Origin of the sequence: Lentzea kristufekii (assembly GCF_033949925.1) — a bacterium.
Taxonomy (GTDB): domain Bacteria; phylum Actinomycetota; class Actinomycetes; order Mycobacteriales; family Pseudonocardiaceae; genus Lentzea; species Lentzea kristufekii.
Genome location: NZ_JAXAVV010000033.1, coordinates 34776 through 55614 on the forward strand (window position 1 = coordinate 34776; position 20839 = coordinate 55614).

Here is a 20839-nt window from a genome sequence, read left to right on the forward strand (position 1 = left end):
GATCACTGACAAAAGGTGTCAGTGAATCGGTTTAGCTTCTTTTCCATGAGTGAGAACGATTTCAACTTCCTCCACGGCCGCTGGCGGGTGGCCAACCGCAAGATCGCCGACATCGTCGGCCGAGGCACCGAGTGGGTCGAGTTCGAGACGCAGGCCGAAGCCAGACCCCTCCTGGGCGGCGCGGCGATCATCGACAGCGTCTTCGCGGAGGACTGGGAGGGCATGACGCTGCGCCAGTACGACCCCGCCGCCGACGTCTGGCGCATCTGGTGGGCCTCCACCCGCGCTCCCGGCCACCTCGACCCACCGCTGGAGGGCCGGTTCACCGACGGGCACGGGGTGTTCTTCGGTGACGACGTGGTCGGCGGGCACGCGGTGAAGGTGCGGTTCAACTGGACACCCGGCGACGAACCCGTCTGGGAGCAGCGGTTCTCCTACGACGGCGGCGAGACCTGGGAACCGAACTGGGTCATGCGCTTCACCCGCGCCTGAGCGGATCAGCCGATCTGGGTCAGCGCGAGCCCGCCTGCCATCAGCACGGCGCACGCCAGGCCGTGCACGACGGGGTTGCGCACCAGCAGCGCCACGAACTCCCGCAGGAACGCGCTGGGCACGAAGTACCAGGCCGTCGGCGCGCCGATGACCTGCAACCGCAGGCCCTGCTTGCGGGAGAGCACGGCGGTGCGGAACACGTGGTAGTTGTTCGTGACCGCGACCACCCGGCCGTTGAGACCCCGCTCGGCGAGCAAAGCCTTGCTGTAGCGGAGGTTCTCCTCGGTCGTGGTCGCCTGGTCCTCCAGTACGACGTCGTCCTCCGGCACACCGCGTTCGAGCAGGTACCGGCTCATGGCGAACGCCTCGGACACCTGCTCGTCCGAGCCCTGCCCGCCCGACACCACGATCACCGGTGACCGGCCGGCCTCGCGGTCACGGCGGTAGAGCCGCAGCGCGCGGTCGAGCCGGTTCGCCAGCAGCCGCGGCACGCGGTCCCCGATCAGACCGGCGCCCAGCACGACGATGCCGTCGAACCCGTGGCGGCGGCCGGTGCGGCCGTAGATCACCGAGTACAGCAGCAGGCTCACGAACAGGAACGCGATGTACGCGGACACCAGGAACAACCCGAACGCGGAGCCGCGGATCCAGTCGTTGGGCTGGGTGATGCCCCACGCGAAGTAGGCCATCTCGCCGAGCAGGGCCAGGCCCGCGAGCAACGACAACAGGTTGCCCAGCGAACGGCCCTCGCGGCGGACCATGACCACACCGTTGGCGAGCAACGCGAGCGGGAGCAGCAGCAGGCCCAGCACCGCCAGCGTGAACGCGAGCAGCAGCGGCATGCTCAGCACCGGGTTGTCCCGCCCGGCCTCCGCCAGCAGCAGGAGCAGCATCACGAGCGCGATGCCGAGCCAGACGGCGTTGCTCAGCCTCCGGCGGTCTCGGACCACGCCGATGACGAAGAAGGTGGCGGGGATGAGGAAGAGCAGCCCGGCTAGCACCGGGCAAGGGTAGTACCGGTGATCACTCGGTGCCGTCGGTGCTCTCGGGTTGCGGCGCGGGCTTCGGGCGCGGCCTCAAGCGGACCGCGCCCGCCGTGAGGTCGAGCGGTCCGGTCTCCTCGTAGTCCTCGCCCGTGCCCGCGTCCGTCGCCTCGCGGCGGACCTTGGGGCCGGGGAACAACTCGCCCAACTGTCCCATGCACCCGACCCTACCCTCAGAACAGAGCGATGAGCAGCACGATCACGGCGATCGCGACCACGATCCCGATCCACATTGAACCCTGCGGCCTGCGGTAGTGGCTGCGGACCGTCGTGGTGCGGAACCAGCTGTACGGGGCGCTGCGGCGGTGGCGGCGAACCCAGGGCATCTCGTCCTCCTCGACTGTGGCTGTCAGAGGGGGGTTACCCGATTCCAAGCCGGTGCTGTACTCCAGCCAGCCCAACCTTCACCACCTCGGGATCACCGATGTCGTTGCCGTACAGGACCTCGTGCCACGGTCCCAGCCGGTGCCAGATCAGTGCCCGCTTCCGCAGGTCGGGCGTGACGCCATAGGCGTCGGCGAGCGCGTCGGCGAACTCGGGCGGTGTGGAGTGCAGTGCCCACGCGAGGTCGATGGCGGCGTCGCCGACGTGCAGGTCGCCGAAGTCGATCACGCCGGTCAGCACGCCGTCGCGGCCCAGCACGTGCTCGGGTCCGAGGTCGCCGTGGACGAGCGTGTCGGCGGGCAGGCCGTCGAGCGCGGCGAGCAGTTCCTCGGCGCCGGGTACGCGCACCTCCGCCCGGAAGCGTTCGATCGGCAGCCGCCTCGGGCCGACGCCGCGTCCGACGGCCTCGGCGACGGGTGCGGCGTGCAGGGCACGCAGGAACTCGCCCAGCTGGCGACCCTGAACGGCGTTGAGCGCGTGCTGCTCCTCCCCTGGCACCAGTTCGTGCCGCACCACCACCGGTGCCTCGGACACGACCACGGGCACCGGGACGGGCAGCGGCAGCCGGGGTGCGAGCCACGGCATGACCACCGACTCGCGCACGAGCTGCGGCCCGATCTCCGGACGGCGCGGCCGCCGTTCCACCCAGCGTCCGCCGACCAGGACGGCCGTGCTGTCCCAGCCCTCACCGAGGTACGTCACCCGCCCAGTGTTACCAGCAACTCCCGTGCGTCCGAAGCGACTTTCTCCTGGCCGCGGCGCTCGGCGGCGGTGAGCGCCGCGCGTGCCGTGTGGACGGACCCGGTGATCTGCGCGCGGACGAGCAACGCGCGGGACTGGTCCATGAGGCTGTCGGTCTCCTCGATGGTGCCGAGCACCTCGTCGATCAGCTCGGCCGACCCGGTGGCGCGGGCGAGCAGGATCGACGCGGTGATCACGCCCGGCCCGTAGCCGATCTTGCGGCCGAGCTCGGCCGCGTCCGCCGCGTGCTGCTTCGCACCGGCCGGATCCAGCACGGCCATCGCGACCAGGCAGTCGATGCGCGCCTTGGGGTGCTCGGTCTCCCTCGCGACCTCGAAGCACCTTTCCGCCGCCGCCAGGCCTTCGGCGATCTCGCCGCGTTCGGCGTGGATGCGGGCGAGACTGGCCAGCGCGTTGGCGAGTGCTCGCTGCTGGTCCTGGCTCTCGTGCAACCGCACCGACTCGAGGCTGGTGGCCAGTGCCTGGTCCAGCTCGCCCAGCTCGAAGTAGGCCACGGACAGGTTGTCGAGGGTGATCGCGGCCTGGTTGAACAGCTCGAGCCGCAGGCTGAGGTCCGCGCCCTCCCGGAAGTGCTGGGCAGCCTCGCGCAGGTCGCCGCGGGTGCCGTGGGTGATGCCGAGGTTCATCAGCGTGCCGATGGCGCCGTGGTCGTCGCCGATCTCCCGGCGCAGCCGCAGGGCCTCGGCGAAGCACTCCTCGGCCCGGCGGGTGTCGCCCGACTCCAGGTGCACGATCCCCATGCCGTTCCTGATCGCCGCCATCGCGAACGGCGTCCGGGCGTGCTCCAGCGCCTGCGCGAAGTGGTCCAGCGCGTCGCCGTACTCGCTGCGGGTCCACGCGGACATGCCGAGCCCGAACAGCGCGGCGCACTGCCCTTCCCCGTCGCCGGCCGCCCGTGCGGTGCGCAGCGCGGCGTGGAACACCATGGCCTTGTCGATCTCGAACCGGCCGACGTGCAGGTAGATCCGCAGGACGTCGGCGAGCTGCTGCGCGTACGGCGACGGTGCCGCGACCACCTCCGCGACCAGGTTGGCGTGTTCCTGCTCCAGCCACGCCGCCGCCTCGGCCCGCTCGCTGAACGCGAGGCTCGGCCCGGCCAGGTCCGGCCGGGTCAGGAGGCTCGTCTCGGGCACGACCTTCGAGATGGCGTTGTACGCCGTCCTGAGGTACCACGCGTACATGTCGAGCAGGCCGGCCCGGTCGTCGTCGTCCGCTGCTTCGGCGGCGAACAGCCTGATGAGGTCGTGCAGCTGATAGCGAACGCCGACGTGGTCGACGAGCCCGGCTTTCACGAGTTCGCCGAGCTGCGGCCCGGGATCACGGCCCGCGAGCGCGGCGGTGGCGTCGAGCCCGGTGTCCGCGCCCGGCGGCAGGCCGAGCCGCCGGAACACGCGCTTCGCCTCGTCGCTCAACGCCCGGTAGGACAGCTCGAACGTGGCCCGCACGGCCGCGTCGCCGTCGATCTCCAGCACGTCGAGCCGATCGCCGCGCAGCTCGGTCAGGTAGTCCTCGATGTGGCCGTGCGCCACGTTCGCCCCGGCGATGCGCAACGCGAGCGGCAGGTGCGCGCAGAGCCTGACGAGCTCGGCGCGTTCCTCGGGCGTGCCCTGAACGCCCATGCGGGTCAGCAGTTCGTGCGCGTCGTCGTCGGTGAGCACGTCGAGCCGCAGCTGGCCGGGCAGGTCGTGCCGGCTGGTGACGATCGCCAGGCAGCCGGGCGCGCGCGGCAGCAGCGGTTCGACCAGGTCCTCGGCCGCGTTGTCGAGCACGACCAGCACCTTCCTGCCGTCGAGCTTCTGCCGGTACAGCTCGGTCTGGGCCTCCAGGTCGGGCGGGATGGCGGTCTGCGGCACCCCCAGCGCGCGCAGGAACCCGCTGAGCGCCTGCTCCGCGGTGACCGGCGACCCCGAGGAGAACGCGCGCAGGTTCACGTACAGCTGGCCGTCGAAGTACCGCTCCCGCAACCGGTGCGCGAGCCGCACGGCCAGCGCGGTCTTGCCGACGCCGGGCGCGCCGGTGATCGTGACGCCGGGCAGGCGTTCGAGACGCGCCAGCTCGTGCTCGCGGCCGACGAAGTCCGGGAGGTCGGCGGGCAGCTGGCACGGGCCGGGCGTGCGCACCCTGAGCCGGTAGCCGGAGGCGTCCGTGACGATCTCGTCCGGAATGGAGCGACGCAGCCGTTTCACCAGGCTGCGGAGTGCGGGCAGGGGGCCCGCGGGCGGGTTCTCGCCCCAGACCTCACGGATCAGGTCGGCGAACAGCACCGGCTCGTCGGGGTGTGCGGCCAGCGCCCGGTGCAGGGCGCGCAGCTTTCCCTCCGGTGTCACGGCCATCCGCCCGATACTAGCCCTGGGCTTCACCGGCTGAGCTGGGACGGACCGGGCAGAATCCCCAGGGTGGCCGCCACCGTCTCCTCCAAGCTGCTGTCGCTGCTCGGCACCTTCGACAGCCGGCACCGCCGCCAGACGCTGAGCGGCATCGCCCGACGCAGCGGGCTGCCGATCAGCACCACCCACCGCCTGCTCGCGGAGCTCGCGGAGTGGGGCGCGGTGCGGCGGCTGGACTCCGGCGAGTACGTGATCGGCAGGCGGATCTGGCGGCTCGGACTGCTGGCCGCCGGTGAGGTGGAGCTGAGCCGGGTCGCGGAGCCGTTCCTGCACGACATCCACGCGGCGACCCGCGCTGTGGTGCACCTGGCCGTGCGGGAGGGGACCGAGGTGCTGTACCTGGACCGGGTCTCCGGGCACGCGTCGGTGCCGATCGTGAGCACCACCGGGAGCAGGTTGCCGTTGCACGCGACCGGAGTCGGGAAGGTGTTGCTGGCACACGCGCCGAAGGAGGTGCAGGAGGAGGTGCTCACGCACGGGCTGACGCGCATCACGGCGTTCACGGTGACGGAGCCCGGGCGGATGCGGGCTCAGCTGCACCGGATTCGGCGGGACGGGTACGCGCAGACGTTCGAGGAGATGACGCTCGGGGCGTGCAGCGTGGGGGTGCCGGTCGAGGTGGACGGGCACGTCGTCGCCGCGCTCGGGATCGTGGTGCCCGACCTGCGCAACGTGCGGGCCCGGCTGGTGGCGGCGTTGCAGGTGGCGGCTCGGGGAATCGCGCGGATGCTGGAGCCCAGTTTCCACCCACCGGAAGCCGGGCTTGGATGATCAGGTGGTCTGCCGCTTGAATCCGTGACCGTGGCAAGCGAAAAACGTGAGCTCCTCATCGGCGGCGACAGCGTTCCGGCGCTGGACGGCCGCACCACCGACGACCTCAACCCCTTCACCGGCGAGGTCTACGCCGTCGTCGCGGCGGCCGGTCCCGCGGACGTCACACGGGCCGTCGACGCCGCCGAGCAGGCGTTCGCGGGGTGGGCGGCGACGTCGCCGTCCGTGAAACGCGGGATCCTGCTGCGGGCCGCGGACGGGCTGGAGGCCAGGACGGCCGAGGTCGTCGCCCTGATGGCCGCCGAGGTCGGCGGCGTCGGCGGGTGGGCGGGGTTCAACGTCGTGCTCGCGGCGAACGTCCTGCGCGAGGCGGCCGCGGCGGTCACCCAGCCGGTCGGCGAGGTGCTGACGACGGACGTGCCCGGTCAGCTGTCGCTCGCGGTGCGGGAGCCGCTCGGCGTCATCGCGGCGTTCGCGCCGTGGAACGCGCCGGTCATCCTGAGCACGCGGGCCGTGGCGGCGCCGATCGCCGCCGGGAACACCGTCGTGCTCAAGCCCAGCGAGGACGCGCCGATCGCGGCCGGGCTGCTGATCGCCGACGTGCTGCGCGAGGCCGGGCTGCCGGACGGTGTGCTCAACGTCGTCACGAACGCCCCCGAAGACGCCGCCGCGGTCGCCGAGGCGCTGATCACCGACCCCCGCGTGCGCGCCGTGAACTTCACCGGCTCCACCGAGGTCGGCCGGATCGTCGGAACCCTTGCCGCACAACACCTCAAGCCCGCCGTGCTGGAGCTCGGCGGCAAGAACTCGCTGCTGGTGCTCGACGACGCCGACCTCGACCACGCGGTGGACGCGGCGACGTTCGGCGCGTTCCACAACGCGGGCCAGATCTGCATGTCGACCGACCGCATCCTGGTGCACCGGGCCGTGGCCGAGGAGTTCACCGCGAAGCTCGCGGCCAAGGTCGGTTCGCTGCCGCACGGCGACCCCGCCGACCCCGGCACCGTCATCGGTCCCGTGATCAACCCACGAGCGGCTGCGCGCGTCGCCGCGCTGGTGGAGGACGCGGTCGCGAACGGCGCCACCGTCCGTGCGGGCGGCAACGGCGGCGCGACAGTGCTCGACGGCGTCACGCCGCAGATGCGGGTGTTCCAGGAGGAGATCTTCGGCCCGGCCGTCATCGTCGTGCCCGTCGCCGACGACGACGAGGCCGTGGCGATCGCGAACGACACCGAGCACGGCCTCACCGCGGGCATCCTCACCGAGGACTCGCGGCGCGGACTCGGGCTCGCGCAACGCATCCGCACCGGCATCGTGCACGTCGGCAACCAGACGGTGGACGACGAGCCGCAGGCACCGTTCGGTGGCGTGAAGTCCAGCGGGTACGGCAGGTTCGGCGGCCGCTGGGGCATCGAGGCGTTCTCCGCGACGCGCTGGGTGACGATCGCCAGCGAGCACGGCCACTTCCCGTTCTGAGCGAACTCTTCTAACCGATCAGGCCCGCCTCGTGGGCCACGATGGCCGCCTGGACGCGGTTCTCCGCGCCCAGGCGGCTCAGGATCGCGCTCACGTGCCCCTTCACGGTGCCTTCGACCAGGTCGAGGCGCCGGGCGATCTGCGCGTTCGACAGGCCCTCGCCGAGCAACGCCAGCACGTCGCGTTCCCGCGCGGTCAGCGACTCCACCTGCGACCGCGCCTGCCCGACCCGCCCGCCGCGGAACCGCGTGATCATCCGGGCCGCCACCTTGGGCGCCAGGTAGGCGCCGCCGGACGCGAGCGCGTGCACACCGGCGATCAGCTCGCGCGGATCGCCCGACTTCAGCAGGAACCCGCGGGCGCCGCCGTCCAGCGCCCGTTCGAGGTAGCCGTCGTCGTTGAACGTCGTCAGCATCGCCACGCCGAACCCGAGACGGGCCAGTTCGCGTGCCGCCTCCAGGCCGTCGAGGCGGGGCATCCGGATGTCCATCAGCACGACGTCGGGCCGGTGCTTCAACGTCAGGTCGATCGCCTCGCGGCCGTCCGCCGCCTCCGCGACGACCGCGAGTTCGGGATCGGCGCCGAGGATGGCCCGCACACCCGCGCGCACCAGCACCTCGTCGTCCGCGAGCAGAACCCGGATCACAGCTCCCCCGTGTGCGGCACCGTCGCGACCAGCTCGAACCGGCCCTCGTCGCGGCTGACCCGGAGCGTACCGCCCGCGATCCGCACCCGTTCGCGCAACGCGACGAGTCCCAGCCGGCTGCCCGCGCCCCGCCGCAACCCGGCCTCGTTGCCCACCTCCACCACGGTGCTGCCCTCCCCCGACGTCACCTTCACGTCCACGACGGACTTCGGCGCGTGCTTGGCGGCGTTCGTCAGCGCTTCCTGCACCACCCGGTGCACCGTGCGTTCCACAGTGGACGGGATGCCGCCCTCCACCGTGAACTCAACCTGCATCCCGGCCGCCACGGCGCGGTCCACGAGGTCCCGCAGGTCGGCCACCGCGGGCGGTTCGCCGTCGCGCAGCAGGAACACCAGGGCCGACAGCCGTTCCGTGGCGGTGGAGGCGGTCACCCGGAGCTGGGCCGCGGCCTCCTGGTGCTCAGCAGGCAGGTTCAGCTCCAGCGCACCCGCCTGCAGCGCCAGCAGGCTGAGCTCGTGGCCCAGCGTGTCGTGGACCTCGTGCGCGATCCGGGTGCGTTCGCGCAGGTGAGCGGCCTCCACCTCGGCGGCGGCCAACGCGGCCTGCTGCCCCGCGACGCGGCCGAGGAACCACGGCAGCGCCACCGCCAGCCCGACGACGATCAGCTGCGTGAACCCGATGAAGCCCGCCGCGGCGAACATGATCGCGGGCCAGCCGGGCGCCGTCCTCCTGCCGAGCAGGAAGGCGGCGACGAACAGCCCGGCGCACACCACGATCGTCCACGGCGGCACGTTCTCCTCCATGAAGAACGACGTGCCGAACGCGACGGCCACGCAGACCCCGAGCGCCACGACCCTCATCGCACCCACCTCACGACCGCCAGAGCCAGGTTCACCGTGCTGGACACGCCCAACCACACCACAAGCGGCAGTGAGTAGTGCGCCAGTTGGAGGAACGTGATGTCGCGCCCACCGCCGTACAGCAGCCCGAGCAGCGTGGGCAACGCCAGCAGCACGCCCAGCGGCACGAACCTGAACACCTGCCACGCCTTGTGGAACCTCCGGGGCCGCCGCAACGCGCGAATCCCCAGCCCGGCCGACAACAACGTCAGCCCGGCCAGCACGAGATCGACCAGCAGCCGGTACGACTCCGGCTCCGGCGGTTCCTCGCCGTCGAGGACGTCGGCGATCGCGTTCTCCAGCGCGTGCGTGCCCTCGTTGCCGAGCGTGACCCCGCTGTTGGCCATCACCGCGATGCCGTACCCGGACGACGTCAGCAGCTGCCCGGCCGTGCCCGTGAACCAGATCCCGCTGTGCCGCAACCGCCCCTCCGCGTCCGCCTTCCACCCCATGCCGTCACGCGGGCCGAGCTTCGGCTGTGCTGCCAGCCACTTCGCCATGTCCGCGGCCGTGCTGACCACCCCGTCCGAACCCGTGACGAACCGGTCCGGCTCGGTCAGCGGCACCGAGAACCCGTAGGCGTAGCCGTACCCCTTGCGGAAGTCCGGCGGCAGATCCCGCGGTGTCACGTCGATCGCCACCGTGTCCTTCATGTCCAACGGCTCGAAGACGTGCTTCTTCAGGTACGCGTTGAAGTTCTCGCCCGAAGCCTGCTCGACCAGCCGGGCGAGCAGGTGGTAGTTCGTGTTGGTGTAGCGGAACTCGCCGTCGGGCACGGCCTCCCGCAGGGCCTCGCGGGCCCGTTCCACCGCCCCGGCCGCGTCGCCGGGCTGCGGCAGGCTCTTCTCCGGCAACGTCCGGTCGCTGATCCCGGACTCGTGCGCCAGGAGCTGCCGCGGCGTGACCCGCGAGCCGAGGACCGGACGGTCGAGGTCGATCTTCCCGGCGTCCGCGAGCTGCCGGACCGCGAGCGCCGTGAACGACTTGCTGACCGAGGCGATCGCCATCCTGGAGTTCGCGGTGATCGGCGCGCCGGTCGAGTCGTGGCCGAAGCCCTGGACCGCGATCACCTGGTCTCCCTTGGTGATCGCGACGGCGACGCCCGGAAGGGACGCCTCTCCCATGTACGTGGACACCAGCAGCGTGAGTGCTGCACCCCAGAGAACCATGAGACAGAACGTAGGGATCAGCGCGGGGCGAGACCCGACCTGAAAGACACAGTGGACCCCTGACGAAAGTCGGGGATCATGGGTGGGTGACCGACAACTGGGCGGAGAAGCACTGGCTGAACGTGCCCGGCCCCTTCTACACGGGCCAGACCGACACCTGCTGGACCGGGCGGCGGGTCGCGGCACGCCACGTCCTCTACGGCGGCGAGTTCCAGAACGAGTTCATCTACCGCCAGCCCAAGACCCCGGACGAGGTCCAGAACGTCTGGCAGGCGGGCGAGGACGATCCCTGGGACGGCTACGGTCGCGACGGTGACGAGCGGTGGACGCCGGACGCCGTCCGCGCCTGGTGGAACGACCGGGGCAAGGTCGAGGAGCACATCACCGAGCTGATCGCCGAGTGGTCCGCGGGCAGCAGTTCCGAGGAGCTCGGCGCCGCCGAAGGCGGACACGACTTCCTCGCCTACCTGGCGGGCGACCTCGAGAACGACCTGCGCGCCTACCTCTTCCGCCTGGAACAGGGCCGCTACCCGCAGCCCGGCGAACAGCTCCCGCGGCTCTGAACGCACCGAGGCCCCCGACCACGAAGGTCGAGGGCCTCGATGAAAACGGACTCAGTGACCCGCGGCCATCTCCGCCGCCAGCCGGTCGTCACCGCTCGTCTCCTTGAGCGGCTTCTCCTTGATGAACGCCACCGCGAGCAGCGCCAGCACCGCGAACGGCGCGCCCACCAGGAAGATCTCCGCGGTCGCCGTCGCGTAGATGTCGGCGATCACGGCCTTGATCTCCGGCGGCAGCACCGAGATGTCCGGCACGTTGTTCTCGCCGCCGGTGACGCCGCCCATCGCGCCGAACTTCTCGGCCGCGAGCGACGAGACCTTGTTGGCCAGCACGGCGCCCAGCGCCGAGACGCCGATCGCGCCGCCCAGCGAGCGGAAGAACGTCAGGGTGGACGTGGTGGCGCCGAGGTCCTTGGCCGGTACGTCGTTCTGCGCCGCGAGGACCAGGTTCTGCATCATCAGGCCGACGCCGACGCCGAGCACGAACATGTGCACGGACACCATGAACACGGTGGTCTGCGCGGTGATCGTGGACAGCAGCAGCATGCCGCCGACCATGAACACGCCACCGGCGACCAGGAATGCCTTCCACTTGCCGAACTTCGTGATCATCTGACCGGCCACCGTGGACGAGATGAGCAGGCCGAAGATCAGCGGCAGGCCCAGCAGACCGGCCTGGGTGGGCGTCTTGCCGAGCGAGAGCTGGAAGTACTGCGAGAGGAAGACCGTGCCGCCGAACATCGCGATGCCGACCAGGGCGCTCGCGATGGTCGCCAGCGAGACGGTGCGGTTGCGGAAGATCGACAGCGGCACGATCGGGTCGTGCGCGGTGGCCTCGACGCGGACGGCCGCCACGAGCAGCAGCACGCCCAGCGAGACGAGACCGGCGGTCCAGCCCGACGCCCACTCGAACTTCTGCCCGGCCAGCGACGACCAGATCAGCAGCGTCGAGACGCCGGACACGATCAGGAACGCGCCCAGGTAGTCGATCTTCGTCTTCTCGTTGCGCACGACCGGGAGGCGCAGCGTGCGCTGCAGCATGTAGATCGCGGCGAGGGTGAACGGGATGCCGATGAAGAAGCACCAGCGCCAGCCGAGCCACGAGGTGTCGACCAGGACGCCGCCGATCAGCGGGCCCGCGACGGTGCCGACGCCGAACACCGCGCCGAACATGCCGGAGTACTTGCCGAGCTCACGCGGCGGGATCATCGCGGCCATCACGATCGTCGCGAGCGCCGTGACGCCACCGGCGCCCAGGCCCTGCACGACGCGGCTGACGATGAGCATCTCGACGTTCTGCGAGAAGCCCGCGATCAGCGAGCCGACGACGAACAGGCTCAGCGACGCCTGGATCAGCAGCTTGCGGCTGTAGAGGTCGGCGAGCTTGCCCCACAACGGCACGGTCGCGGTCATCGCGAGCAGCTCGGCCGTCACGATCCACGCGAAGATCGACTGCGAGCCCTTCAGCTCGGCGACGATGCGCGGCAGCGCGTTCGACACGACCGTGCCGGCGAGGATGGCCACGAACATGCCGAGCATCAGGCCCCACATGGCCTGGACGACTTCGCGTTTGCTGTGGACCGGTGTCGGTTCCGCCTCGATGCTCATGATCCCCCTTCGTGACGACGTGGTGCGTGAGCCAGCCCGGTGCCGAACAGGCCGAGTGCCTCGCTGACGAGCTCACCCAGCGCGACGCTGTCGTCGCGCGCCCAGCGCGTCACCGCGCAGCGGAACGCGGCGCTGCCGGCGGCGACCAGCAGCCGCGGGTACACGTGGGACTCGGGCAGCCCTGCCCGCTGTCCCACCGCGTCCGCGAGCAGCTGCTCGGACTCGGCGCTGTTCGCGAACGCGCGGACCAGCAGGTCCGGCCGCTGCATGAGGACTTCCTTGCGCAGCAGCCACAGGTCGCGGGCGTTGTTCAGCTCGTCGGTGATCTCCGCGAGCACCGACGACCGGTACGCCTCGAACGGCGTGACGGTGTCGGGGAAGGCGAGGATCCGCTCGGCCATGCGCGGGCCCGCCTCGGGGTCCGCGCCGATGAGCGCCTCGTCCTTGCTCGCGAAGTAGTTGAAGAAGGTGCGCACCGAGACGTCGGCCTCGGCTGCGATCTCCTCCACGGTGACGTGGTCGTAGCCCTTCTCGGCGGCGAGACGCACGGTCGCCCGCTCGAGCGCGGCACGGGTGCGGCGCTTCTTGCGGTCGCGCAGGCTCTCCCCCGGTTGGTTCACGAGGCAAGAGTACAGGATCGTTTTGCAGTCACTGCAACTTTGCAGTGTGTGAACTATGACTCGCTCACGGTAGCTACGACCAGGGAGTCTTCGGCTTCTCCTGGAGCTCGCCGTCGACGAAGAGGTCGACCTTCTCACTGAAGAAGCAGGCCATTCCAGCGACTTTCTGGCTCTCGGGCAGAGGCGACCGGTAGATCCAGACGAGGTCGTCGTGGGTCACACCGTTCACCTCGACCGACCAGTACGTGGCCGTGCCCTTGTACGGGCACTGCGTCTGCGTGTCCGACGGCCTGAGCAGATCGAACCGGACATCGCTCAACGGCAGGTAGTAGCGCGGTGGAAGGCTCGTCTCGAACAGGATCCGCGGCTGCGACGAAGCCGCCAGCGTCACCCCGTCCAGTGCGACGCGCACGTGCCGTGAGCTGCTCAGGACGTCGACGCGCTTGTACGGGTCGCGCGGGTGGACGTAGATCGGCTCGTCCTCTTCGAGCCACTCGTCCATGGCCGCGAAGTCGAGCCGGACGAGGTCCCGCAGCAGCGCCGAGTCCGGGTACGTCAACGCCGCGCCGGAGGCCGTGCCGCCGGGCGTGACGACGTCGTGGACCACGCCGTCACCCCTGGTCTCCCCGGTCGCCTTCAGGTCGGCGCGGACCGAGGTCAGGGGCAGGTAGTAGGCCGGGTAGTGCGGAATCTCCCAGACCAGGCGCGGCGTGGTCGCGTCCGCGACCAGTTCGCCACCGAAGTACGCACGGACCCTCTTCGCCGAGGTCTCCACTCGCAAGTCGCCCATGCCCCATACCAACACGGGAGCGCCGCGCGGGCTTCCCGGACGGTCAGGCGTTGCCGTCGAAGAGGCTCGTCACCGAGCCGTCCTCGAAGACCTCCTGGATCGCGCGGGCGAGCAGCGGCGCGATGCTCAGCACGGTCAGGCCGGGGAACCGCTTCTCGTGCGGGATCGGCAGGGTGTCGGTGAGGATCACCTCGCGCGCCTTGCTCGCGACGAGCCGGTCGTGGGCGTCTCCGGACAGCACGCCGTGCGTCGCGACCAGCACCACGTCCTTCGCGCCCTGCTCCAGCAACTGCCGGGCCGCCGTCGTGCTCGTCAGCGCCGTGTCGATCATGTCGTCGACCACGACGCAGGTGCGGCCCTCGACGTCACCGACGACGCGGTTGGCCAGGACCTCGTTGGGGCGCAACGGGTCGCGCGTCTTGTGGATGAACGCGATCGGGCAGCCGCCGAGCAGGTCGGCCCACTTCTCGGCGAGCCTGGTGCGGCCGGCGTCCGGGGAGACGATCGTGAGGTCCTCGCCCCGGTAGCGGCTGCCGACGTGGTCGCAGAGCAGCCACATCGCGTGCAGGTGGTCGACCGGGCCGTCGAAGAATCCCTGGGCCTGCGCGGTGTGCAGGTCGACCGTGACGATCCGGTCGGCGCCTGCCGTCCTGAACATGTCCGCGACCAGGCGGGCCGACACGGGTTCGCGGCCGGCGTACTTGCGGTCCTGGCGTGCGTACGGATAGGACGGCACGACCGCGGTGATGCGCTTGGCCGAGGCGCGTTTCAGCGCGTCGACCATCAGCAGCTGCTCCATCAGCCAGTCGTTGACGGGCGCGCTGTGGCTCTGCATGACGAACGCGTCCGCGCCGCGCACCGACTCCTCGAAGCGGACGAAGATCTCGCCGTTCGCGAAGTCGTAGGCGGCCTGCGGGGTGATGGCGACGCCCAGGTGCTTGGCCACGGCCTCGGCCAGCTCGGGGTGCGCCCTGCCGCTGAGCAGGATGAGCTGCCGCTTGGCGATGCCCGGCTTGCCGCTGACCATCGTCACGCTCCACGCTCGTCCGGCCCTCGATCCGATCGTTCAGCATGGCCGCGAGATCACGCAACCGCGCGTCCGTCCGCTGAGATTCCACGTTGCCGGGCAATTCCCGTTAACTCCATCGGGGGCACCCACAGGGGGTCCGGTAGCAGGTCCGAGGTCCCACGCTGGGTATAGATAGGGGGAACCCGATTCACCTCTTGGGGTACGACTGGTGTGATTCCTTGATCGGCGTCCTTGAGGGGTCAATGACCATCCCTACGCTCCCTTCATGCCTGACAACCAGGACACACCCGCGGCGACACCACAGACCCCGCCGACGAGCCCGGTCGTGATGAGCACGCCCATCCACGACCAGATCGCCGACCATCTGGGAGTTCGCCAAAAGCATCGACGCTCCGACTGAGCGCGGCTATGAACTCCCCATGCGCTTCTTCGTGTTCGGCGCCGTGGTGGCGTTCGTGGTCGCCCTCACCCCGGCGGTCCAGGCCGCACCTCCCGCTCCGTCGATCACCTGGGCGGCGTGCGCGCCGGCACACCCCGGTTTCGAGTGCGCCACGATCACGGTGCCGCTCGACCACGACGAACCGCGCGGTGCGACCACGACGGTGGCGTTGACGCGCAAACCCGCCACCGATCAGGCAGGGCGCATCGGGTCGTTGCTCTTCAACCCCGGCGGACCCGGTGCCTCGGGCATCGACCACGTGTGGGCCTGGGGCGAGAAGATGTCGGCCGGGGTGCAGGGCCGGTTCGACGTCGTGGGCTTCGACCCGCGCGGCGTCGGCCGGTCGAACCCGTTGCGCTGCTTCGCGTCCGACCAGGAGCGGGCGGAGTTCCTGGCCGCCGGACCGATCTTCCCGTACGAGCCCGCGCAGGAACGGCCGTTCTTCGACCGCTATCGCTCATTGGCGGCTCGCTGCGATCAGCCCATCGCACGGCACATGAGCACCGCCGACGTCGTGCGCGACCTCGACCTGCTGCGCCGCGCGCTGGGCGACCGCAAGCTCACCTACTTCGGCACCTCGTACGGCTCGTACATCGGCACGACCTACGCGAACATGTTCCCGGACAACATCCGCGCCCTCGCGATCGACGGCGTGCTGAACCCCGAGCTCTGGTCGAGCGGGCGTCAGATCGAGGCCGATCGGATCGCCACGAAAGAGGTGCTCGACGAGTTCTTCCGGCTCTGCGACGAGGCCTCGTGCGCCTTCGGGCCGAACTCGAAACAGCGGTGGCACGCGTTGCTGGACTCGGTGCGCGCCCAGCCGATCACGCTCGGGACCGAGGTGTGGACCTACGACGCGGTGATCGCGTGGGCGCTGTTCGCCGGGTTCGCCTCGGAGAGCTGGACGGACGTGGCCGCGGTGCTGGACCAGCTGTCCGACGCCTCTGCCGTCTCCACCGACCTGTCGACGGAGACGGCGGCGGCCTACGACAACTTCTTCGACGCCAACCTGGGCACCACTTGCGCGGACACCGAGTTCCCGCGCACCTTCGGCGCGTACCGGGCGGTGTCCCGCTACGCCGAGGCGGGGTCGGAGTTCGGTCCCCACTGGTGGTGGAGCAACAGCGCCTGCGCGGACTGGCCAGCCGGCCCCGACCGCTACACCGGGCCGTGGCGGGCCCGCACGTCCGCGCCGGTTCTGGTGGCGGGCAACCGGTTCGACGGCTCCACCGACTTCCGTGGCGCGCAGGCGGTCGCGCGACAGCTGCCGAACAGTCGCCTGCTGGAGTACGCGGGCTGGGGGCACATCGCGTACCGGCGCAGTCAGTGCGCGATCGACCACATCCACTCCTACCTGCTCAACGGTTCGTTGCCCGCGGAGGGGACGGTGTGCGCGGCGAACCCGAACCCGTTCCTCGACAACGCGTCCCAACTGGCCGGTCACGACTTTCGGCGGTCGACGCGGCCGGTCGCGAGCCGGTAGGAAGAGCGCTTCTGCGGACGAGAGGGGAGCTTGTCGATGCGATTCACCGTGCTGGCCGCCGCGGCCGCGCTCATGATCACCGGCACACCCGCCGTACAGGCATCGGGAGGTGGCGCGCAGGTCCCGAAGATCGACTGGGCGGCGTGCGGACCCGAACACCCCGGCTTCGAGTGCGCCTCCGTGAAGGTGCCGCTCGACTACGACGACCCGCGCGGCGCCACGACCACCGTCGCGCTGGCGCGCAAGCCCGCGACGGACTCCGCGCGCCGGATCGGGTCGCTGTTCCTCAACCCCGGCGGGCCCGGCGGCTCGGGCGTGGACTTCGCGCTCGGCGCCGGCAACGCCCTGTCGGCGAACCTCCAGGGCCGGTTCGACATCGTCGGGTTCGACCCGCGCGGCGTCGGCAAATCCGATCCGCTGCACTGTTTCAAGAGCGAGGAGGACCTCGGCAAGTTCTTCGAGGGCATCCCCGGCTTCCCGTACCAGGCGGCGCAGGAGCGGCCGTTCTTCGACCGCTACCGCTCGCTCGGCCCCGAATGCCGCGACGACCAGCGGATCGCCCGGCACATGAGCACCGCCGACGTCGCACGGGACATGGACCTGCTGCGCCGCGCCGTCGGTGACCGCAAGATCAGCTACCTGGGCTTCTCCTACGGCTCGTTCCTGGGCGCGACCTACGCGAACCTGTTCCCGGACAACATCCGCGCGCTCGTGATCGACGGCGTGCTGGATCCCGAGCTGTGGTCGAGCGGCCGGCAGATCGAGTCGGACCGGATCGCGACGAAGGAGGAGTTCCGCGAGTTCCTCCGCACCTGCGACGAGGCAGCGTGCGTCTTCGGGCCGCAGCCGGAGAAGCGCTGGGACGCGTTGCTGAAGTCGGTGCGCGCCAAGCCGATCGAGCTCGGTGGTCAGGTCTTCACCTACGACGCCGTGATCAACACCGCGCTCGGCGCCATGTACTCGCCGAGCGACTGGCCGGACGCCGCCGCGTTCTTCGACCAGCTGTCCGACGCGGCCGCCGGGTCGCTTTCCGCCGCGGCGGAACCGGATTACCCCAACGGGTTCGACGCCTACAACGGCAACGCGTGCGCGGACATCGAGTACCCGCGCGACTTCCACTCCTACAGGGCGATCTCCCGGTACGCCGAAGCGGGTTCGGAGTTCGGACCGGCGTGGTGGTGGGGCAACGCGGCGTGCGCGAACTGGCCGACCAACCCCGACCGCTTCACCGGGCCGTGGCGCACCCGCACCAGCGCGCCGGTTCTGGTGGTGGGCAACTACTTCGACGGCGTGACGGACTTCCGCGGCGCGCAGGCCGCCAACCGTCAGCTCGCAGGTAGCCGCTTGCTCGCTTACGCGGGTTGGGGCCACACGGCGTACGGCGTGAGCAAGTGCGCGACCGACCACACGAACGCATACCTGCTCAACGGCGCGTTGCCGCCCGTCGGCACGGTGTGCCCGGCGAACCCGAACCCGTTCCTGCCGTCGGTCGCCTCAGCCGAGCCGCTGTTCAAGCCCAGCCGCAGGTAGTTCCTGGGTCAGTTCCACGGCGGCACGCGCCGGGTCGTCGCCGAACCGGCTGCCGAACGCGTCGTGCACGCGCCACCCCGCGTGGGTGAGCGCACGCCAGCGAGCGAGATGCGCCCGCACTCCGGAAGGGTGCGGGCGCGTCTCCACCGCGACGGCGTCGTCCTTCTCCCCCACCACGAGATCCACTCGCCACTGCCCGACCGGATAGCCCGTGCGCACGGTCAGGCCCGCGGCCCGCAGTTCGTGCGCGAGGCGGGCGGTCCACTCGTCCTCGGGTTCGGCACCGGCGGTCTCGGTCGGCGCGACGTCGGCGTGCCGCAGGTACTCGCCGATCAGTCCCGGCGGTTCGGGCGCGGACGTGATGACGTGCACCTTCCGGCGCGCACGGGTGGTGAGCACGGCGAGCAGGCCGGGGTCGTTGACGAACCGCCACGCGCCCGGCTTGGCGTCCGCGGCGAGGCTGATCACCACCTCGTCGAACTCGCTGCCCTGCACGCCGTGCACCGTGCCGACGCGCACACCACCGGTGGTGATCTCGTCCAGCGTGAGCTCGCTGAGGAGTGCTTCCTCCAGCGCGTCGGCCTGCGCGCGGAACGGGGTCACGACGCCGATCGAGCGCACGCCCGCGGCCACCCGCTTGCGGACGTGGGCGAGCACGGCGTCGACCTCGGCCTGGTTGACGCCCTTCGCGGTGCGGTCGCCATCAATGCGCTCGGTGTCGATGCAGTCGACGTCCGCGATCGACGGGTGCGTGGTGAGCAGCGCGATCTTGCCGTCGTAGAACTTCGCCGCCGCGAACCCGATCAGGTGCGGCGCGCAGCGGTGGTGCTCGTCGAGCCAGTGCACGCCGGCCGTCGCCGCGCCGGCGTCGAACAGGCTCACCTTGGGCACGTCCAGCCGGTCGCGCAGGTCCTGGGTGCCCTCCGCGTCGACCGCCGCCTGCACCGCCTGGTCGCTGACGAACGACACGTGCCGCAGCTGCCGGGGGTCACCGCCGATCACCGCGGACCGGCCGCGCAGCAACGCGGGCGCGGCCAGCGGCTGGTCGACGTGGCTGGCCTCGTCGATGATCACCAGGTCGAACATGCCGGGCACGGGCGGCAGGATGTCCTCCACATCGGACAGCGTGCCGACCCACAACGGCAGTGCCGCCACCAGATCCGCGCTGTCGATCTCGGCGAGCCCGCGCCGCCGGGCCGCCCGGCCGGACCGCAACGCCTTCGCCAGCGCCGCCACCGCCCGGCGCGCGCCCGCACCCCGGCGGCTCACCGAGTACTCCTTGAGCCACGTGGCCGTGGCCGTGCGGCTCGCGACGTCCTGCTCGGCCAGCAACGGCCGCAGCTCACCGAACGCCGTGCCGCCGTTCGCTCCGATCCGGACGGACGCCGCGGTCTGCTCGGCCGCCTCGACCGCGGCGCGCAGGTCCTCGACCGAGGCCTCGCCCGCACCGGCGAGTCCGCGCGCCTTCCGCACCGCCCACCCGGTCCGCAGTCCACCGAGGAAACCGGTGCGCGGCTGGAGAAGTCCGTGCAGCGCGGCGAAATCCACGCCCGCGTCGAACGCTTTCGGCGCCACGGCCCGATGCGCCGGCATCAACGCCTGGTGCTTCTTGGCTTCAGCGGCCAGCTGTTCGTCGGTGAGCGAGCCGCCGGTCGTGCGCTCGACACGGGCGACAGCGGCGGCGGCCGCACGCCGGACGCGCTCGAGTTCGTTCAGGCGCTCGGGGTTGCTCGTGGCGGTCAGCCCGTCGCTCAGTTCGCGTGCCATCTCCTGCCGCAGTTCGGAGTCACCGAACAGCACCGGCACCGGCCCGCCCGCTTTCCGCAGCGCACCACCGAGCACGTCGGCGGCGTTGCGCGTGCGGCTGGCGAGGAGCACGGACTTCCCCGCTGCCACCGCATCGAGCGCCAACGCCGCGAGAGTGTGCGTCTTGCCCGCGCCAGGAGGCCCGCCCACGACCGTAATCCGCGCACGGCGAGCGTGCTCGACCGCGCGCATCTGGCTGTGGCTGAGCGGCAACGACGAACTGATCGGCTCGTCGTGGCGGTCCGGCTCGGCGGCGGCGCCGTACAGTGCCGCGAACGCCGTGCCGTCGATGCCCTTCTTGCCCGACCAGTCGTACAGGGCCGTGCCGTGCTCGGTGCTCACGACGGGCTCACCCGCGTGCAGCCCGGCTCCCATCGCGACGACGAGCTCGCTGCCGGAGATCAGCTTCTTGGGGTCGTCGTGCACGATCGGCACGTCCTCGAACCCGGCGAGCCGCAACGTCTGGGTGATCCACGCCTTGGTGGGCGCGAGCGCGGCCTCGCGTTCGGCGGTCCTGGCCCAGTCGTCGATCAGCGGGAACACCCCGGCGTCACCGGCGACGTGGTAGGCGTAGCCGAGGCCGAGCCCGTGGTGCAGCCGGACCGGCCGCGACACCAGCGGCAGGCACACCCGGCGCCGTTGCCCGCCGATCTGCGCGGGCCCGGCGAGGAACGCCCAGCCCAGCCGCAGCAACCGGTCCTCCTGGTGCAGCGCGTCGTACGCGGCCAGGTGCTCGACCTCGCCGCGGGCCTGCTTCGGCGCGGTCCACGAGACCGGCGTCCAGTGCGGACCCTCCTGCACGAGCGTGATCGCCCGCCACGACGGCTCGTGGTCGCCGAGCCAGAGCAGCCCGGCCGCTTTGGTGAGGTCGAGCACGAGCTTCTGCGGCTGCTCAGCGGCACTCAACCGCGCCAGGGTGCGCAACACGGCAGAAACGTTCACGC

19 protein-coding genes are annotated in these 20839 nt (G+C 71.0%); 6 read left to right on the forward strand and 13 right to left on the reverse strand.

Features of this window, described 5'->3' with window-relative positions; translation table 11 throughout:
• Nucleotides 1–45: 45 nt before the first annotated feature.
• Nucleotides 46–492: a hypothetical protein gene (locus tag SK571_RS41290; RefSeq protein WP_319989566.1), complete on the forward strand. Its 447-nt coding sequence runs from the start codon at nucleotides 46–48 to the stop codon at nucleotides 490–492.
• A gap of 5 nt (nucleotides 493–497) precedes the next feature.
• On the opposite strand, the gene SK571_RS41295 is transcribed toward SK571_RS41290, so the two are convergent.
• The 5 genes from SK571_RS41295 to SK571_RS41315 are packed head-to-tail and all read right to left on the reverse strand — an operon-like array spanning nucleotide 498 to nucleotide 5014.
• On the reverse strand, nucleotides 498–1493 hold the full coding sequence (locus tag SK571_RS41295; protein ID WP_319989567.1) for a YdcF family protein: 996 nt from the start codon (nucleotides 1491–1493) through the stop codon (nucleotides 498–500).
• 22 nt (nucleotides 1494–1515) lie between these two features.
• Nucleotides 1516–1692, reverse strand: a complete 177-nt coding sequence (locus SK571_RS41300; RefSeq protein ID WP_319989568.1) for a hypothetical protein — start codon at nucleotides 1690–1692, stop codon at nucleotides 1516–1518.
• Between the two features lie 16 nt (nucleotides 1693–1708).
• Complete coding sequence (locus SK571_RS41305; protein ID WP_319989569.1) at nucleotides 1709–1861, reverse strand: hypothetical protein; 153 nt, start codon at nucleotides 1859–1861, stop codon at nucleotides 1709–1711.
• A 34-nt stretch (nucleotides 1862–1895) separates the two neighbouring features.
• A complete protein-coding gene (locus SK571_RS41310) occupies nucleotides 1896–2621 on the reverse strand; it encodes a phosphotransferase (RefSeq protein WP_319989570.1) in 726 nt (241 codons plus the stop codon).
• A complete protein-coding gene (locus tag SK571_RS41315) occupies nucleotides 2618–5014 on the reverse strand; it encodes an ATP-binding protein (protein ID WP_319989571.1) in 2397 nt (798 codons plus the stop codon). The genes SK571_RS41310 and SK571_RS41315 overlap by 4 nt, the downstream gene beginning before the upstream one ends.
• A 63-nt stretch (nucleotides 5015–5077) precedes the next feature.
• Here SK571_RS41315 and SK571_RS41320 point away from each other — a divergent pair, with 63 nt between their 5' ends.
• On the forward strand, nucleotides 5078–5839 hold the full coding sequence (locus tag SK571_RS41320) for an IclR family transcriptional regulator (protein ID WP_319989572.1): 762 nt from the start codon (nucleotides 5078–5080) through the stop codon (nucleotides 5837–5839).
• Nucleotides 5840–5869: 30 nt separating this feature from the next.
• A complete protein-coding gene (locus SK571_RS41325) occupies nucleotides 5870–7315 on the forward strand; it encodes an aldehyde dehydrogenase family protein (RefSeq protein WP_319989573.1) in 1446 nt (481 codons plus the stop codon).
• Between the two features lie 10 nt (nucleotides 7316–7325).
• Here SK571_RS41325 and SK571_RS41330 read toward each other — a convergent pair whose 3' ends face one another.
• The 3 genes from SK571_RS41330 to SK571_RS41340 are packed head-to-tail and all read right to left on the reverse strand — an operon-like array spanning nucleotide 7326 to nucleotide 10029.
• On the reverse strand, nucleotides 7326–7961 hold the full coding sequence (locus SK571_RS41330; RefSeq protein ID WP_319989574.1) for a response regulator transcription factor: 636 nt from the start codon (nucleotides 7959–7961) through the stop codon (nucleotides 7326–7328).
• The gene (locus tag SK571_RS41335) at nucleotides 7958–8821 is read right to left on the reverse strand and encodes a sensor histidine kinase (protein ID WP_319989575.1); all 864 of its coding nucleotides are present in this window, start codon (nucleotides 8819–8821) and stop codon (nucleotides 7958–7960) included. Before SK571_RS41335 ends, SK571_RS41330 begins: the two co-directional genes overlap by 4 nt.
• Entirely contained in the window at nucleotides 8818–10029 is a 1212-nt protein-coding gene (locus tag SK571_RS41340) for a serine hydrolase domain-containing protein (RefSeq protein WP_319989576.1), read from the reverse strand. The genes SK571_RS41335 and SK571_RS41340 overlap by 4 nt, the downstream gene beginning before the upstream one ends.
• 86 nt (nucleotides 10030–10115) lie before the next feature.
• On the opposite strand from SK571_RS41340, the gene SK571_RS41345 reads away from it, so the two are divergent.
• Nucleotides 10116–10592, forward strand: coding sequence for a hypothetical protein (locus tag SK571_RS41345; RefSeq protein ID WP_319989577.1), 477 nt, complete (start codon nucleotides 10116–10118; stop codon nucleotides 10590–10592).
• 51 nt (nucleotides 10593–10643) lie between these two features.
• Here SK571_RS41345 and SK571_RS41350 read toward each other — a convergent pair whose 3' ends face one another.
• The 4 genes from SK571_RS41350 to SK571_RS41365 all read right to left on the reverse strand — a co-directional run bounded on the left by SK571_RS41350 (nucleotide 10644) and on the right by SK571_RS41365 (nucleotide 14634).
• Nucleotides 10644–12197 carry an MDR family MFS transporter gene (locus tag SK571_RS41350; RefSeq protein WP_319989578.1) on the reverse strand — a complete coding sequence of 518 codons (1554 nt, stop codon included), beginning with the start codon at nucleotides 12195–12197 and terminating at the stop codon, nucleotides 10644–10646.
• Complete coding sequence (locus tag SK571_RS41355) at nucleotides 12194–12817, reverse strand: TetR/AcrR family transcriptional regulator (protein WP_319989579.1); 624 nt, start codon at nucleotides 12815–12817, stop codon at nucleotides 12194–12196. Before SK571_RS41355 ends, SK571_RS41350 begins: the two co-directional genes overlap by 4 nt.
• 73 nt (nucleotides 12818–12890) lie before the next feature.
• On the reverse strand, nucleotides 12891–13607 hold the full coding sequence (locus SK571_RS41360) for a DUF427 domain-containing protein (RefSeq protein WP_319989580.1): 717 nt from the start codon (nucleotides 13605–13607) through the stop codon (nucleotides 12891–12893).
• Between the two features lie 43 nt (nucleotides 13608–13650).
• The gene (locus tag SK571_RS41365) at nucleotides 13651–14634 is read right to left on the reverse strand and encodes a ribose-phosphate diphosphokinase (protein ID WP_319989617.1); all 984 of its coding nucleotides are present in this window, start codon (nucleotides 14632–14634) and stop codon (nucleotides 13651–13653) included.
• A gap of 422 nt (nucleotides 14635–15056) precedes the next feature.
• Here SK571_RS41365 and SK571_RS41370 point away from each other — a divergent pair, with 422 nt between their 5' ends.
• Both SK571_RS41370 and SK571_RS41375 read left to right on the forward strand, forming a co-directional pair.
• Entirely contained in the window at nucleotides 15057–16559 is a 1503-nt protein-coding gene (locus tag SK571_RS41370; protein WP_319989581.1) for an alpha/beta hydrolase, read from the forward strand.
• Nucleotides 16560–16595: 36 nt separating this feature from the next.
• Nucleotides 16596–18089 (forward strand): alpha/beta hydrolase, encoded by a 1494-nt coding sequence (locus SK571_RS41375; RefSeq protein WP_319989582.1) that lies wholly within the window; start codon nucleotides 16596–16598, stop codon nucleotides 18087–18089.
• On the opposite strand, the gene SK571_RS41380 is transcribed toward SK571_RS41375, so the two are convergent.
• Nucleotides 18054–20837, reverse strand: coding sequence for an AAA domain-containing protein (locus SK571_RS41380; RefSeq protein WP_319989583.1), 2784 nt, complete (start codon nucleotides 20835–20837; stop codon nucleotides 18054–18056). The genes SK571_RS41375 and SK571_RS41380 overlap by 36 nt on opposite strands.
• Nucleotides 20838–20839 lie beyond the last annotated feature (2 nt).